The sequence below is a fragment of the Janthinobacterium kumbetense genome, from assembly GCF_023703445.1.
Classification (GTDB): domain Bacteria; phylum Pseudomonadota; class Gammaproteobacteria; order Burkholderiales; family Burkholderiaceae_D; genus Janthinobacterium; species Janthinobacterium kumbetense.
In genome coordinates, this window is sequence record NZ_JAMQGR010000001.1 from 295,456 (window position 1) to 311,171 (window position 15,716).

The following is a 15,716-nucleotide window of genomic DNA, read 5'->3' on the forward strand; positions in this document are numbered from 1 at the left end:
TTTCACCAATCACTTACCTCATTCTGGAAGGGGCATTGCTGCCATGAGCAATCTTCGCATCATCTACGACAACGCCGCTGACCGCGCGGTGCTGACTGCATCGAGCCAAACCGGCGAACTGGGTCCGGCCAACCTGCAGCGCGACAGCAAGAATGCCGTGCTGCGCGCCAGCGGCACTACACAGACCATCACCGCCACCTGGCCAACGCAGGAGTCCATCGCCTGCGTAGCGCTGATCTCCACCAACATGACCAGCAGCGCGCGCATGCGCGTGCGCGGCTATGCCCAGCCAGGCGACGCCGTGCCGGTATTCGACACAGGCAGCATCTTCCCGTGCCCGGCTGCCGTGCATGGCTCCTATCCCTGGGGCGTTCTGCCGCTCGGCTGGAACGCCTATCAGTGGGGCGGTGTAAACACCTGGCCCTGCGGCGGCGGCTCCGACGGCGTGACATGGTTCGCCCCTGTGCGCGTGCGCCGGATAGTGATCGACGTGTCTGCGCCACAAAGCCCGGAAGGCTACCTGGAAATCTCGCGGCTGGTGGTGGGCAACTACTGGTCACCGCAATACAACGCCGAGTATGGCGCCCAGTTGCAGGCGCAGGATACCAGTGAAAATTACCGCACGGGTGCGGGCAACCTGAAAACCGTGCTGGGCACGAGCAGCGACAAGCTGAGCATCAATCTGACGCATCTGACTTCGATGGACCGCGCGCGCTTCATGCGCATCCTGCGCGAGAACGGCAAGGGCAAGGCGATGCTGTTCAGTTTGTTTCCGGAAAACCCGGATCCGCTGCTGGAGCAGGACTACATGCTGTATGGCAAAGCCAGCAATAGCGATGCGGTAACTACGCCGTACTTTGACACTTATTCTGCACCACTACAAATTGAAGGAATTTAAATGGCTGACAAATTTTATGACGGCATGCCCAACGTCAACGAGAAATTGAATGAGATGGATCGGGCGTTTGCGGCGGGACCGTACAACGCGCTGCCTTTAACTGGCGGCACCATGTCAGGACCGATCACGACGCCGAGCTTCATTACCATGGCGGTGCGTGGTCCTGGTCAGCAACAGAATGTTGGTCTAAGCAATGGCTGGTGGCGTATTGCCAAATTCAATGTGGCCGCCTTGAGCGGCGAAGCCACTATCCGGATTTCCGGCGCGACCTCGTATTCATCCTACGAAGGTTCTTCCAATGGCATCGAAACGGTGATTTTGTTGCGCTGTGATAATGACGGCAAGATTCGCGGCTCTTGGTATAGCACCGGCGATGGCAAGCATGCCGATATCCAGGGAGTAAAGATAGGCAGCGATGGCGTCATTTATGTGGGCGCGGTGCAGTTTTCCACGCTGTCCTGCTATATCGATTCAAATATGTGGTTTCAGCAAAAACTGGAATTCCTTGGTACCGAGCTGCCCAAGGATTCGTGGGATGCCATCGCAGTATATGCGCTGAGCGTTGGCGGCGCACCAGCCATGACAGTAAGGCCGGGAGCCGTCGAATTACAGACTAATTCGACGTTGAATGGCCCTAAAACCATTCATGTAGGTCTACGCGGCGGACAGCAAAGTAGCCTGCTGGTGCCAAACGGCGGCAATCCATTGTTGCCCAACACATATTACGAAGTGGGCGCGTTGGGTGTCGGCGGCATAGCCGGCGCTGCATTTCCCGGTCGCTTCCTTTGGTCAACTTCCGCAGGAACCGGTAGTCTTTACTATCAAGGCTACAAGATGAATCTGCGGGCTTATGACGAAAGCAGCGGGAATCTCTCCGCACCCTTGCTGGGCGTTACCGGCACGGGCCAGGTGGCGTGGCCGGGCAATATGCGGTGCGGCCCCGCTTCTACGGGCGCGGCGGCGCGTGATCTCCATACGATTTACAAGGATACGATACCGGCGGGGGAGATACTGTACGTGGGCCGCACTGGCGAACCGGCGACGGCCACCCTGGCGGTACTGGCTGGCGCCGGTACCGCATCATGGGCAGGGAGCACCGCCGTGCTGTATGTGGGCCTCCAGACCACCGGCCGCAGCATCAATGCCGCCGGCACGATCAATGCCAGTGGCGCCGACTATGCCGAATACATGTTGAAGTCTCCTGCATGCGGCATCGTCGTCGCAGGACAGGTGATTGGCATCGGCGCAGATGGCAAGCTTACCGATCGCTGGGCTGATGCCATCTCGTTTGCCGTGAAATCCACCGATCCCTGCATGGTGGGTGGCGACAAATGGTCGCAGCGGCTCGGTCCCCGTCCGCCATCCGTGACGCGTGTACCCGATAGCGTCGAATCGCAGCTGGTCAGCGAGGCGCAACCGGCCGTCGAAGCCGTCTACGATGGCCTGACCCTGCTCACGCCAGCGATTCCCGCCAAGGCTGCCGTATACCGCGAGGTGCCGCTGGCAGGCGATACGGATGAAGAGTGGGCTGTTCGGCAGGCTCCCGGGCTTGCCTTCGATGCAGCACTCGAAGCGCTGCGCCAGACGGTCGACCGCATCGCTTTCGCCGGTCAGGTGCCATGCAACGTCCTGGGAGCCACTTCCGGACAGTTCATCTTGCCGGTACAGCAAGGCGAGGGCATTGCGGGCATTGCCATCAATGAGGAAGATATGACGCTCCAGCAATACATGCGTGCCATCGGCAAGGTCATCGCCATCGAAGATGATGGACGCGCCCGTGTCATCGTGAAAGTGGCATAAAGATTGCGCTTGCAACATCCCAACCCGCTTCGGCGGGTTTTTTCATTTCCACCACCTGAAAGGCAATCATGGCCCTCGAAACCACCGCCGCCGGCGGCGCATTGATCAAACTGTTTGGCGTGCCCGTGCTGGCCGGCGCCGCCGCCACGTCGCTGGGCTTCATGTTCATGTGGCCCCAGTCCACCAAGGAGGCATTCATTCGTTTCTGTTCCAGCATCATCATTTCCACCTTTCTCGGCCCCGTGCTCGTGGCCGCCGTGCTGTCGTGGTGGCCCAGCCTGTTCGACAGCGCGAAGACCGTGGCGGGCCTGTATGGCGGCGACCCGGCCACGGGGTTTTTGTTCATCGCCGCGCCGTTGATGGTGGCGGCCGGCTTGCCCGCCTGGTGGGTGCTGGGCGCCTGCGTGCGCTGGTTCGACAAGCGGCGTGGCAAGGATATCGGCGAACTGGCGGCCGATGCGGCCGCGACCGTCAAGGATGTGCGGGGCATGCTGTGACAGGCGCGCAATTGATGCAGATCATGCCGTTGGCCGGCCGCCGCGCTATGCTGTTCTTGGCGCCCTTGAATGCGGCGATGGCCGAATTCGGTATTGATACGCCGCTGCGTCAGGCAGCGTTCCTGGCACAGGTGGGCCACGAATCGGGACAGCTGCGCTATGTGCGCGAGCTGGCCAGCGGCGCGGCTTATGAGGGGAGGGCGGATCTGGGCAATGTGATTGCCGGCGACGGCGTGCGCTTCAAGGGGCGCGGCTTGCTGCAGGTGACGGGGCGCGCCAATTATGCGGCGTGCGGCGTGTCGCTGGGCCTGGACTTGCTGGCGGCGCCGCAGTTGCTGGAGCAAACGATGTTCGCGTGTCGCTCGGCGGGCTGGTTCTGGCAATCGCGTGGCTTGAACCGCCTGGCCGACGCTGGCGATCAGGAAAGGGTGACGCGCCGCATCAACGGCGGCGTGAACGGTCTGGCCGAACGCTTGGTCATGTACGCGGCAGCGCGCAAGGTGCTGGCATGAAGCCGTCGTTGAGCATCCTGGCCATGCTGCTGTTGCTGGGGGCAGCCGTGTTTTGCGCGCAGCGCTGGGGACGCGAAGCCGGTCGCGCCGCGTGCGCGGCGCAAGTGCAGGAGGTGCAGGGCCTGTTGGGGCGCCAGACCCAGGCGCTGAATGCGATGCGGGAAGAGGGCGCACGCCGGTCGGCGCGGGTGTGGCAGGCGCTGGCCACGGCGCAGGCCGGTCAGGCAGACGCCCAAGCTGTAGCGGCGCGCATCCTGGCGCTGCAGCCCGAAGGTGACGCCTGCCGTGCCGCCGAGGCGCTGATCGCCAGTGAAATGCCATGAGGTCGCCGCGAGCGAGTGCGGGGTGGCGGGCCAGGAGGACGGCAGGGCGGCGGTGTGCCAGGCGCGCCGCCGTGCTGTTGTTGGTGAGTTTATTGACCGGCTGTGCGGCATGGGTGCCGGCATCAAAGGTGGAAACTTGGCCGGTCAGCGCGCCATGCATTACCACGCGCCCCGCCGCTCCCGCCTTGCCGGCGGTGCCATCCCACGGCATCTTCGAGCAAGTGCAAGCCTTGCTGGCGCGCGAGCAATTGCGTGCCGCCCATGTGCGCCAGCTGGAAACGCTGCTTGATGCCTGCTCCGGTGGCTAAGCGCCTATCCCGGCAGGGAGCGTCTTTTGCTGGCAGCGCATCAGGACCGCGGACAAGGTGTTAGGGGGACGCGTGGCGAGCCACGCGACGAAGATCAATGCAGTCTTCGCTTCCGAGAGGCACCAGCAGGGGATGTATGCCTCTACTGGGATAGGCTCTCAGCACCAGTCGCCAGGTTCCAGCTTCAGACTCCAGTTCCCAACTCCAACTCCAACTTCAACTCCAACTCCACCTCCACCTCCACCTCCACCTCCACCTCCACCTCCACCTCCACCCATCTGCCATCTGCCAACCTCCATCAGCCATCAGCCATCAGCCATCAGCCATCAGCCATCAGCGGCCTGCCCGCCCCGCCGCCTTGTGCCGCCTTCTGGTGCAGGCGGGTGGCGGCATGCGAGAAAACGGTGCATCCATCGTCAAATTGCCTGATCTCTGGCGATTTTCGGCACGATTCTTGTATACAATCCACCTGGCACGATGCGTGCATGGCATACCTTGGTCGTCCCATCCAAGGAGCTTCGTATGCCTCATCCGCCGCCAGTGTCTTCCTGTCGTCCCGTTTCTCTCTTGCTTTTCCCTTTCACCTGCGTCCATCCGGGCCGCGGTAACCCAGGAAATGGAGCGTAAATGGCCTCTCCCCGTCTGAAATCCATCCATCGCAGCGTGCCCGGCACGGTGCTTGCCGCGCCATCGCCCGTTGATGAAATCCTGCCGACCGACAAACTGTTTACGCTGGGCTTGCAGCACGTGCTCGTCATGTATGCGGGCGCCATCGCCGTGCCGCTGATCGTCGGCCGCACCCTCAAGCTGCCGCCCGAGCAGGTGGCGGCATTGATCAGTGCCGACCTGTTCTGCTGCGGCCTCGTCACCCTGATCCAGTCCCTGGGAATTGGCAAGTACTTCGGCATCCGCCTGCCCGTCATGATGGGCGTCACCTTTGCCGCCGTCAGTCCCATGCTGGCCATGGCGAACAATCCCGCCCTGGGCATCACGGGTATCTTTGGCGCCGTGATTGGCGCCGGCGTCGTTTCCATGCTGATCGCTCCCTTCATCAGCCGCCTGCTGGCCCTGTTTCCACCCGTGGTCACCGGCAGCATCATCGCCGTGATCGGCGTGTCGCTGATGCGCGTGGGCGTCAACTGGACCATGGGTGGGCCGCCCGCCATGGCGCAAATCGCCGATCCCGCCTTCCTCAAGATGGCCGCTGCCGCCACGGCGGCCGGCTTGCCCGCGCCAGCCGGTCCCGTGCCCCTGATCGCCAATCCCGGCTACGGGGCGCTGGATAACATGGGCATCGCCTTCTTCGTGCTGGCCGTCATCTTGCTGGTGGCCAAATATGGCCGCGGTTTCCTGTTGAATATCGCGGTATTGATCGGCATCATCGCCGGCACGGCCCTGTCGTTTGCGCTGGGCAAGGCCGATTTCGCCAAAGTGGCCGGCGCCAAGGCCTTTGCCATCGTCACGCCGTTCCAGTTCGGCATGCCGACCTTCGACGTGGTCGCCATCGTCACCATGAGCCTGGTGATGATCGTCGTCATGATTGAGTCCTTGGGCATGTTTCTGGCGCTGGGAGAGATGACGGACAAGCGCATCACGCAGGACGATATCAGCCGCGGCTTGCGCGTCGATGGCCTGGGCACCCTGATCGGTGGTATCTTCAATACCTTTCCCTACACCTCGTTTTCGCAAAACGTGGGCCTGGTGGGGGTGACGGGCGTGCGCAGCCGCTGGGTCTGCGTGGCGGCCGGCCTCATCCTGCTCGTCATGGGGGTGATTCCGAAGATCGCGCAGACGGCCGAAGCCGTGCCGGCGTTCGTGCTGGGCGGGGCAGGGCTGGTGATGTTCGGCATGGTCGCCGCCACCGGCATCCGCATCCTGGCCGGCGTCGATTACAAGAGCAACCGCAACAACCTGTTCATCGTGGCCCTGGCTATCGGCTTCGGCATGCTGCCGCTGGTGGCGGAACAGTACGCGCAGCACATGCCGAAGGCCCTGTCACCGCTGCTGCACAGCGGCATCCTGCTGGCCGCCATCGTCGCCGTGCTGCTCAATCTGTTCTTCAACGGCTTGGCATCGCAGGAAAAGGCGCGGGAGCAGGCGCGCGAGCACACCCATGGCAGCGAGTGAATCGCCGCCCCGCGCCATGAAAAAAGGCGGGGGGCGCATGCGTCAGCCAGGCGGCAGAATCCTCAGCACCACGCAATTGCGCCCCGCATCCTTGGCCTGGTACAGCGCGGCATCGGCCAGCCGCAACAGGGCGTCAGGATCGGCGGCGCCCGGCGCCGACTGGACCGCGATGCCGACGCTGATCGTCACCTGCTGCGCTTCTGTGCTCGCGTGGACGATGTCCAGGTCTTCGATGGCGCGCCGCAGCACTTCGCCGATCTGGCGCGCTTCGTCCGCGCCCGTGTTCGGCAACACGATCGAAAACTCTTCGCCGCCGTAGCGCGCCGTCAGGTCGCCTGCGCGCCGCATGCCGGCCGCCAGCGCCTGCGCGACCCGGATCAGGCATGCGTCACCGGCCTGGTGGCCGTGACGGTCGTTAAAGAGCTTGAAGTAGTCGACATCGAGCATGACGACGGCAAGCGGCTGGCCGACGCGCGTGGCTCGCGCGCATTCGGTGCGCAGCACGTCGTCGAAATGGCGCCGGTTCGACAGGCCCGTCAGGCCGTCGGTGATGGACAGGGTCGCCAGCTTGCGGTTGGCCTCTTCCAGTTGCCCGGTGCGCTCGGCAACGCGCCGTTCTAGGCTGTCATGCAGCCTGGCGCTGGAGATCGAGATCATCGCCTGCGCGCCGAGCATGCGCAGGAATGCGACGCGTTCTTCCGTAAACGAGGCGTCGGCCAGCCGGTTCTCGAAGTACAGGATGCCGTCGATCCGGCCGCCGTGCCGGATCGGCAGGCACATGACGGCGCGCGGCAGGTGCAGCTGCACGTACGGGTCGGCGGCAAAGCGAGAACCTCGCGTGATGCAGTCTTCGATCACCTCCGCGCCAGTGCGGATGACGTAGCGCAGCAGCGACAGCGGAAATTGCGGGTCGCTGGCGGCGTTCAGGTCGAGCTGGCGCGCCTGCAGGACGGTGACGCCATCGCCATCGATATTGGCCTCCAGCTGGTAGCTGCCTTCGGACAGCAGCAGCAGGCGCGCTACCTGCCCGCCGGCGTTTTCGCACACGATGGCAATGAGGCGTGTCAGCACGTTGCGCAGGCCGACTTCGTTCGACAGGATTTGTGCCGCCTTCAGCAGCGACACCAAGTCGAGCGCGGAACTGCCGTGCGTGTGGGAGACGGAATGCCGCTGCGTGCCGCGGCCATCCATCCTTGACAGCAGCGCGGCATGGCGCTCCCGCAGCTGCGCCACTTTGCCCTCCGCGCCCCACTGGCCATAATGCGCGATGGCGTCCCCGATGAAGACGGCTGCCACGCGCGGCTGCCCCTGGTCGCACCAGCATTCGCCGCACAGTTCATTGCCCAGCGCTTGCATGTTGACGTAACCTGCCAGGCCAGCCGCGTCGATCGCCTGCTGGTAAAGGCGCGTGGCAAGCTGCAGATCGTCCCGGTAGCGTGCCATCTCGGCCATCACCAGCAGGTGTTTGGCAGCGCTATTGTCCGAGCCTTGCCTGGCCCACTCGGCGAGACTCGCTTGCAGCGTGCCGATCACGGCGCACAGATCGCCCGCATCGGTGCGCGCGGGAGCGCGCCGCAACGCGCGGATAAGGATCAGCGCGGCGTAGAAGCTGCACTCGGCCACCTTGGCCTGGCCGCGCATGATCTGCGTGACGATGCCGAGCTGGCCGGCCAGCGGTTCGGCGTCGGCGTTGTCGAACAGGTAGGAGTTGCGGATCTTCCCTTGCAAGAAGTAGGCGCGGTACAGGTGCGAGTCGCCATACCGTGCGAGGAAGCCTGCCTCGCTGAACACCGCATCGTCGTAGCTGTCATGGCGCGGCAAGAGGCCCGTCAGGCACTTGATCGGCTGGACCGCGGCGGCGACGCAGCAATCGGCCATCGCCTGCTGGCCGTTGGCGCGCATCAGCGCCAGGTCGTGCTCGATGTCGTGCATCAAGTGCGGCAGGTAGTCGCCGAGGATGATCCGGTCGGTGGCGCGCACGGCGGCCACCACGCCGACCTGCACGAAATCGGCGATTTCCAGCGCCCAGCCAAACGCTTCCTCGTACAGGGCGTCGGAACTGCGCAGCGGCTGCGTCCAGTGGTTGCTGAGCGCGCCGAACATCAGCCCCGTGAGCGTGCGCGTCTGCAGGTTGGCGCGGCGCCTGGCCAGCGCCATCGCCATCGCGCCGAAGTGGTAGCCGCGCGCGATGTCGCCGCTGTACAGCGCCAGCATCATCGCGTAGCCGACATACGCGACAGCGCTGAAATCGCTGGTCCCCCGCTGCATGGACAGGCGCGTCATCGACACCACCATCAGCGCGCTGAGATCCTGCTGGCCGGCGTAGTAGCTGGCCATCCACAGGCCCTGCATCATCTGCATCGCGGCCACCGCGTCCGGCTCGCACATGTCGGCCGCCGCCAGCAAGGTCTCGGGCGCATGCGCGCCGGGCTGCCGCCCGATGTCGGCGAGAATGTCGGTGAAGCGCGCCTTCATGTGCGCCACATCGTGCGGAATGTCGATGTCCAGCTGCGCCAGGCCGTCGCGCTGCACGGCGATAGCGTCGAGCAGGCGGCCCTGCAACTGATACTGGTGCGCCTGGATGGCTATGCAGCGTACCTGCTGCAAGGGGCTCAAGGCACGGGCGCGCACCAGTGGATAGATCGCTTCGGCAGCTTCGAACTGGCCGCACAGGTAGGCCGCTTCGGCGGCGCCCAGCTGCAGCTCGAGCCAGAGGCCGGCGTGGGCGTTCCATGCGTCCGCCGGCAGCAGGCCGAGACCGATGCGCATGTGCTCCAGGGTGGACTGGAACGCGGCGGAGCGCCGCGCCTTGACGCCGGCCTGGAGATTGAGCGTCGCCAGCTGCACGCGCTCGCCCGCCTCGCCGATCAGCGCGCGGCCGGCGTTGAGCTGCTCGACGATGTCGAACAGCGTCTCGTCCTGGCGCTCCGGCGGCGTATGCAACAGGAGCAGGCGGCCGATGAGAAGATGGTTGGCCGCGCGCGCGCCGGCATCGGCGACCAGGTAGGCTGCCTGCTGCACCCGGTCGTGCAGGAAGCGGTAACTGACGCCGCTGTTGCCCGCGGCGGTGTCGCCATTGACGTATTTATAGCGTTCGTCGAGCGGCTGGATCAAGGCTGCCCTGAGCGCCGGCCACAGGTCCTGCTGCGTTTGCCGGGGAGCGCGGTCCACTGCCAGGGTGAGCGTGTCGAGCGTGAAGCGGTTGCCGCTGGAGGCGGCCAGTTGCAGCAGGTGCTGCGTCACGCCGGGCAGGCGTCGGATTTTCTCCAGCAGCACCTCGACCACGTTGTCGGCGTATCCGGCCTGTTCTATCGCGGGCAGGTCCCAGTCCCAGCAATCGTCGGCGGGCCGGTAGCGCAGGTGGCCCGCCTCGTTGAGCGCGGCGAGGAACTGGTTGAGGAAGAAGGGATTGCCGGCCGTCTTGCGGTAGCAAATGCTGGTCAGTGGCGCGCAGTAAGGCGCCGCCACGCGCACGGTGGCCGAGACCATTTGCGCCACCTGCGGCTCGGTCAGTGCGCTCAGTAACAGCATCGACAGGCGCACGTCACGGGCGAGCAGCTTGTCGCGCAGCGCGCTGAGCGGATGCGCGGGGCCCACTTCATTATCGCGGTACGCGCCGATGAACAGCATGCAGCTCTTGCCGCAGGAGACCATCAGCAGCTCGATCATCCGCAGCGTGGCCGCATCGGCCCATTGCAGGTCGTCGAGGAACAGCACCAGCGGATGCCCGGCGCAGGCGAAGACTTCGACGAAGCGGGGGAAGAGGCGGTCCAGGCGCAGCTGGGCCTGTGCCGGCGCCGCCGCGGGCAGCGGGTCGGTGGGGCCGACGATCAAGGCCAGTTGGGGAATCAGCTCGACGATCACGCCCACGCCGCTGCCCAGGGCTTCGTGCAGTTTTGCGGACCATTGCCGCAGCGTTTCTTCCGGCTGATCCAGCAACTGGCGTACCAGCCCCTGGAAGGCCTGGATCAGCGAGGCATACGGCACGTCGCGCTGGAGCTGGTCAAATTTGCCGGACAGGAAGCGGCCGCGCCGGGTGATGATGGGCTTTTGCACTTCGTTGACGACCGCCGACTTGCCGATACCCGAATGGCCGGCCACCAGCAGCATCTCGCATGTGCCGGCGGCACTGCGCTCAAACGCCGCCAGCAGCGTGGCGATGGCATCCTCGCGCCCGTGCAGCGTTTGCGGCACGAGGAAGCGGCCGTCGTGGTCGGACAGCTTGAGCGCCTGCGCCGGCTTGTTCGCGCGGCAGGCTTCGAGGTCGCTGCGCAAGCCTTGCAGGCTCTGGTAGCGCTGATCGGCATTTTTTTCCAGCAGCCGCTGGATGATCGGCAGCAGCTGGCCAGGCAAGCTGGCCAGCGCCGGGTGCGACCAGTCCGGGCTGCGCGCAATGTGGCAATGCACGAGTTCCATCTCGTCGCCCGTCTCGAACGGCGCCTGGCCGGTCAGCATTTCGTACAAGGTGGCGCCGAGCGCATAGAAATCGGCGCGCCAATCGACCCGCCGGTTCATGCGCCCCGTCTGCTCCGGCGCCATGTAGCGCAGCGTGCCTTCCAGGGTCTGGAGATTGACGATGCCATGGCTTTCGTAGGGCAGTTCACAGGCGATGCCGAAATCGATCAGCTGCAGCAGGCGCCGTTCGGCATTCCACACCAGATTGGAAGGATTGATGTCCTTGTGGATCACGCCTTGACGATGGACCTCGTCCAGCGCCGCGCACAGTTGCAGCGCGATGTCGAAAAAATCATCCAGCGCCAATGCGGGCTGCGACGGCGCCCTGCGCGCCGCCACCTGCGCGCGCAACACCTGGTCGAGCGCCAGGCCGCCGGTATCTTCCAGGATCATCGTCCAGCGCCCGCCGTGCAGCTGCAGCGCCAGCGGATGCGCCACGCCCGGATGGCGGCAGCGGCCCGCGATCGCATATTCGCGCTTGAATTGTGCCAGCTGCTGAAAGGAGGGGAACGGCTGATTCGGCATCTTGACGATCAGCGCAGTGCCATCGGCGGCCCGGGCGCGGTAAACCCGCGAGCGGGCGCCGCTGTGGAGCTGTTTGATGATCTCGTGGTCGAAAAGGGAGCGCATGGGCTGGGCTTAGCGGTACACAGACGGTTGCGGGAGCCTTGAGGCGCACATTTCGGAGTACTAGTTGATTGTTAGTATTATATCAGTAGGGAGTCGAGGGGGGGAGAGCGCGGGGCGATGGGGGCTGTTGTAAAAACGTCAGCGGGGGCGGAAATGGATCGAGATGACAGCAGGAAGCCGCGGCGCATCCCCCGTCGGGGTGCATGCGCCGCAGCCTTGTCGATTCAGGAGCAATTTTTTGAGTTATGCACGTCCCAGGGATGGGTCGCTCACGGAATCCTTGCCATTTTCGATACGCCCTGCGACGCGGCGCCGGAAAGTCTTCTGAGTACTGCAGGTCACCGAGAAGTCATACCAGTTGCCGCTGTCGGCCAACGACCAGTGAAAGGATCCCACCTCACCGGCACCTACCTCGATGGTCCAGGGGCCATCGCTTCGATAGGCTTCTGCCGAAACCGTGAACAAGCAACGCGCGCTGCTTTTGTTGTGCAGTTTGAGCGCGAGTTCAGTGGGGCTGCACGTCATGTAGCAGGCCTGAATTTCCGGACCTCTGGGGTCACCCTGTTCCTTGAGGTCACCGACAAAGTGGCGATGAAAGCCGTTCGGGCCGAGCACCCACAGGCGGTACGAACCGCCATCGGACGCCGCGTCCCAGTTGCCCTCCAGCGTCTTGCCGGCCTCTACGACATAGCGCCGCGGAATCCGGTCCAGATGCAACTCGTCATACACGTGAAATACCGCGCCAGCCTGGTTGCTGCTGTCGTTGGCAAACACCAGTGTCACTTTTCTTGTGCCGGCGTCGGCGCGGGCCGTTACATGCAATACATACGGCAGGGCACGCGATGGGCGGGTCCCTGCCGCCTGCACCGGTAACTTGGCTGTGGTAGACGCCAACGGCCTCGCCAGCGCGCGCGCCTTGCCCTGGCTTAGTGCCAGCGCATCCACCTCCGCCTTGCTGCCATGCCCGGTGAGCGTTGGCAACACCCCTGCATTCGGGTTGACAAAATTAAAACAAGAGCTCAGGTCGCCACAGACGGCGCGCCGGTAGGCGCTGATCTGCGGCTCGAGGACGCCGAATCGCCTCTCGAGAAATTGCAGTACCGAGGTATGGTCGAAGACCTGCGAGTTGACCCAGCCGCCACGGCTCCACGGTGACACGATCCACATCGGCACGCGCAGTCCTGGTCCGTACGGCCGACCATCAACGCCTGGCTGAAGATTGGTCGCCGGTTGGTGGTTGTGATATTCCACCGCGATATCGGCCGAGCTGAGCGTGGTGGCGCCTGCGACGCTGCCGTCAGGATTGAGCGATGGCGCGCACGGTGGTGGCAGGTGATCGAAGAAACCGTCGTTCTCGTCATAGTTGATCAGCAGCACGGTCTTGCTCCACACCTCAGGATTCGCCGTGAGCGCATCGAGAACCTGCTGGATATACCAGCCGCCCTGGGCCGGGCTGGAGTATCCCGGATGCTCGCAGTAGGCTGAAGGCGCAATGATCCAGGAAACGGCTGGTAGCTTGCCGTTGGAGATGTCTTCGCGGAAGGTTTCCAGGAAGCCGCGAGGCATGGTGTTGTGGAATCCCTTGGCCAACGGGCTGAGGGCGTCGTCGATGCCGGCGTCATAGAAGGGGCCGGCGCGGGTGACATCCTGTCTGATGTCGGAGGAGGGAGCATGGAGCGGACGGCGATTGGCGGGAAGTTTTTCAATTTCAGCACGCCAGTGGCGAAAACTGGTCATTTCGTTGCAACCAAAGTTGTCGACCAGGCTCTGGTACACCTTCCAGCGCACTCCGGCCTTTTCCAGGCGATCCGCATACGTCGTCCAGGTCCATCCTTCGCTCGAAGGTCCGATGTTGTTGCCGACGTTGTACTGGTTGTCGAGTACCGCTATCTCCACTTTCTTGCCATCGATGGGGTTCCGGCCGTTGGGACCGTTTGTGCCAGTAAAATAGAATAGCCGGTTTGCAATTGTCCCCGCGTGGATGCCACAGTGATAGTGGTCGCAGACGGTGAAGGCGTCGGCCAGCGCGCGTTGAAACGGCACCTCCGCCGTATCGAAATATCCCATGGAAAGGGAACCCTTGGAATCTGGCCAACGATTCATCCGGCCATGGTCCCACGCTGCCTGCGAGTCGCCCCATGAGTGCGGTGCGCTGCCAGCGCGTTGCGCATTGCCCTTGGTTTCATCAAGGTGGAAGGGGATATACGTTCCGGCAGGTTTGGTCTGGGTATGGGTCTGGTACATGATGTTGCTTCCGTTCGGCGACGGCGCGACGAATCGGTCACCGTAGCCCCGGACGCCCTTGAAGGTGCCGAAGTGGCTATCGAATGAGCGGTTTTCCATCATGATCATGACGACATGCTCAACATCATTGATCGTCCCCGTGACGTTATTGGCTTCGATCGCCAGGGCGCGCCGGATCGCCGGCGGGAATGCCGACAAGGCGGCAAGGGACGCCATCGTGCCGAACGAATTACGCAGGAACTGGCGTTTGGAATTGTTTGTGGACATGGTGGAGTGGCAGCAGCTAGCGATGTTGGGTGGATAGGTGGTCAGGTGGCGCAGGGCGCCTGGCGAAGCCCGCGCAGGCGGGCAGGTCGACCCTGGAGGTCAACCGGACGCCTGGCGTTCAGCATGTCAGGGAGCGGGGGCGCATTGCGACTTCTCGCACGTCGACGGAGGCGGAGGCTGGCTGGGGCTCAGGGTCGGAGCCGAGGCCGAAGTTCCACCGCCACAGGCCGCCAATGCGCACAGCCATGACAGGGACAGGACGAGCCGGAGGCGGTCACGCGACAGATGCAAGGTTGGGGAAGCTGTTTTCATTTGGGTAGGCAAAAGGTTGATTGCAAACGTAACGACCTGCCTGGATGTGCTGCGTGATCACCCAGTCTTGGCCACTGCCGCAGGTTTGTTCATGGGTATTCCACTGCAATACCCGGAACCAGGGAAGTGCCGCTCAATTCTTTATTAGCAAGGTTGACGTCTCAAAGGGCAGTTTGGCGAGCCGATCCAGCGCATTTGCTGTCGTGCGGTGCCGGGCAACTTGCCCCAAGGGGGCTTGCTGTCGATCAGGGACAGGACGCGGTCGCGTCGGATCAGCTTTTTCTTGGCGGGGGACTCAAGGTCGGAAAAGCTCTTTTGCATGATCGATGGCGCCCTGGGAGAGTATTTATATTGTCTCAGATGAACGCGCCGCAGGGAATGGCGGCCGATGAATTAATCAGTGCTTCTTGAGGAAATCGAATGAACTCTCTAAATCTCATGCAAGAAAATGCATGAACGGGTGAGCCGCAGAAAAAAGTTTGGCAAAGGGGCATGAGCACAATGTTCGTAGCGGTGCGCATTCAACTGCAACAGAGGCGCCAGCTCTCCATGCACATCATTGCTGCTGCTGCATGCATGGAAGTTTATTCGTCCTGCAATCGATGATGTTGATTAAACGCAGCTCTTTAGCATAGGAATCCTCTTATCCCGGGAGGTGGACCGCCTGCACCAGGCCATGCGCGACAGCAGGGGGGCGGGCAACTTCCGCAAGCTGTTCATGCACGCGCCGAGCGGCAAGAAGGACGGCATCCAGATTTTTCCGGTGTCGGACGTGGCTGCCAAGGACGAGTTTTTCAACATCAAGAGCATCACGCGCGACGGCCAGCTGGCCGCGCACCGCGTGCCGCCCCAGCTCATGGGCATCCTGCCGAACAATGCCGGCGGCTTCGGCGCCGTTGAACCGGCCGCGCGCGTCTTCGCGCGCAATGAGCTGGTGCCGCTGCAGTCGCAGTTCATGGCGATCAACGAATGGGCCGGCGTGGAAGTGGTGAAGTTCGCCCCGTATGAGCTGGCCAAGGCGGAGGGCGCGGCATGAGCGACCATATCGACAACACCGACAAGATCATCTTTGCCGAGGTGGCGCGCGGCCTGGCCGCCGTGCGGCGCCGGCCGGGTCTGATGGCGCATGGCTGCTGCCACTACTGCGACGAGGCGCTGGCGCCCGCGCTGCTGTTCTGCGATGTGGATTGCCGCGATGACTACGACAAGGAGCAGGCGGCGAAGGCGCGCGTCGGCCGCCCAGGATGACCGCCACGCCGCGATAGCCGGCAGGGCTGGGCTGCGATAGGCCAGCCGCGCCGGAGCGCCCCAGCCATCCCACAAGCCGCCCACGAGGCGTTTTT

General features: G+C 63.7%; 10 protein-coding genes and 2 pseudogenes. 9 read left to right on the forward strand and 3 right to left on the reverse strand.

Annotated elements, in window-relative coordinates; all coding sequences use genetic code 11:
• Positions 1–43: 43 nt before the first annotated feature.
• The 7 genes from NCG91_RS01295 to NCG91_RS01325 all read left to right on the forward strand — a co-directional run bounded on the left by NCG91_RS01295 (position 44) and on the right by NCG91_RS01325 (position 6,465).
• Entirely contained in the window at positions 44–898 is an 855-nt protein-coding gene (locus NCG91_RS01295; protein WP_251348245.1) for a hypothetical protein, read from the forward strand.
• The gene (locus tag NCG91_RS01300) at positions 899–2,698 is read left to right on the forward strand and encodes a hypothetical protein (protein WP_251348246.1); all 1,800 of its coding nucleotides are present in this window, start codon (positions 899–901) and stop codon (positions 2,696–2,698) included. It begins immediately after the preceding gene.
• 68 nt (positions 2,699–2,766) lie between these two features.
• Positions 2,767–3,195: a hypothetical protein gene (locus NCG91_RS01305; RefSeq protein ID WP_099667445.1), complete on the forward strand. Its 429-nt coding sequence runs from the start codon at positions 2,767–2,769 to the stop codon at positions 3,193–3,195.
• A gap of 14 nt (positions 3,196–3,209) precedes the next feature.
• Complete coding sequence (locus NCG91_RS01310) at positions 3,210–3,707, forward strand: glycoside hydrolase family 19 protein (RefSeq protein ID WP_251348247.1); 498 nt, start codon at positions 3,210–3,212, stop codon at positions 3,705–3,707.
• On the forward strand, positions 3,704–4,030 hold the full coding sequence (locus NCG91_RS01315) for a hypothetical protein (RefSeq protein ID WP_251348248.1): 327 nt from the start codon (positions 3,704–3,706) through the stop codon (positions 4,028–4,030). The genes NCG91_RS01310 and NCG91_RS01315 overlap by 4 nt, the downstream gene beginning before the upstream one ends.
• A 128-nt stretch (positions 4,031–4,158) precedes the next feature.
• Complete coding sequence (locus tag NCG91_RS01320; protein ID WP_251348249.1) at positions 4,159–4,338, forward strand: hypothetical protein; 180 nt, start codon at positions 4,159–4,161, stop codon at positions 4,336–4,338.
• A 627-nt stretch (positions 4,339–4,965) separates the two neighbouring features.
• Positions 4,966–6,465, forward strand: coding sequence for a nucleobase:cation symporter-2 family protein (locus tag NCG91_RS01325; RefSeq protein ID WP_251348250.1), 1,500 nt, complete (start codon positions 4,966–4,968; stop codon positions 6,463–6,465).
• Positions 6,466–6,507: 42 nt separating this feature from the next.
• Here NCG91_RS01325 and NCG91_RS01330 read toward each other — a convergent pair whose 3' ends face one another.
• The 3 genes and pseudogenes from NCG91_RS01330 to NCG91_RS01340 all read right to left on the reverse strand — a co-directional run.
• A complete protein-coding gene (locus NCG91_RS01330) occupies positions 6,508–11,550 on the reverse strand; it encodes a diguanylate cyclase domain-containing protein (protein WP_251348251.1) in 5,043 nt (1,680 codons plus the stop codon).
• Positions 11,551–11,793: 243 nt separating this feature from the next.
• Complete coding sequence (locus NCG91_RS01335) at positions 11,794–14,061, reverse strand: phosphocholine-specific phospholipase C (protein WP_251348252.1); 2,268 nt, start codon at positions 14,059–14,061, stop codon at positions 11,794–11,796.
• 528 nt (positions 14,062–14,589) lie between these two features.
• Positions 14,590–14,694: pseudogene (locus NCG91_RS01340) on the reverse strand (IS5/IS1182 family transposase); the annotation flags it as partial.
• Positions 14,695–15,025: 331 nt separating this feature from the next.
• Between NCG91_RS01340 and NCG91_RS01345 the strand changes: the two are divergent.
• A pseudogene (locus NCG91_RS01345) lies at positions 15,026–15,409 on the forward strand (phage portal protein); the annotation flags it as partial.
• Complete coding sequence (locus NCG91_RS01350) at positions 15,406–15,621, forward strand: hypothetical protein (protein ID WP_251348253.1); 216 nt, start codon at positions 15,406–15,408, stop codon at positions 15,619–15,621. The pseudogene NCG91_RS01345 and the gene NCG91_RS01350, both read left to right, overlap by 4 nt.
• Positions 15,622–15,716: the final 95 nt, after the last annotated feature.

What these genes read in the sequence shown, in the direction of transcription:
- NCG91_RS01300 (WP_251348246.1), top strand. Translation starts at nt 899, where the DNA reads ATGGCTGACAAATTTTATGACGGCATGCCCAACGTCAACGAGAAATTG.
- NCG91_RS01310 (WP_251348247.1), top strand. Translation starts at nt 3,210, where the DNA reads ATGCAGATCATGCCGTTGGCCGGCCGCCGCGCTATGCTGTTCTTGGCG.
- NCG91_RS01335 (WP_251348252.1), bottom strand. Translation starts at nt 14,061, where the DNA reads ATGTCCACAAACAATTCCAAACGCCAGTTCCTGCGTAATTCGTTCGGC.
- NCG91_RS01295 (WP_251348245.1), top strand. Translation starts at nt 44, where the DNA reads ATGAGCAATCTTCGCATCATCTACGACAACGCCGCTGACCGCGCGGTG.
- NCG91_RS01315 (WP_251348248.1), top strand. Translation starts at nt 3,704, where the DNA reads ATGAAGCCGTCGTTGAGCATCCTGGCCATGCTGCTGTTGCTGGGGGCA.
- NCG91_RS01325 (WP_251348250.1), top strand. Translation starts at nt 4,966, where the DNA reads ATGGCCTCTCCCCGTCTGAAATCCATCCATCGCAGCGTGCCCGGCACG.
- NCG91_RS01350 (WP_251348253.1), top strand. Translation starts at nt 15,406, where the DNA reads ATGAGCGACCATATCGACAACACCGACAAGATCATCTTTGCCGAGGTG.
- NCG91_RS01330 (WP_251348251.1), bottom strand. Translation starts at nt 11,550, where the DNA reads ATGCGCTCCCTTTTCGACCACGAGATCATCAAACAGCTCCACAGCGGC.
- NCG91_RS01305 (WP_099667445.1), top strand. Translation starts at nt 2,767, where the DNA reads ATGGCCCTCGAAACCACCGCCGCCGGCGGCGCATTGATCAAACTGTTT.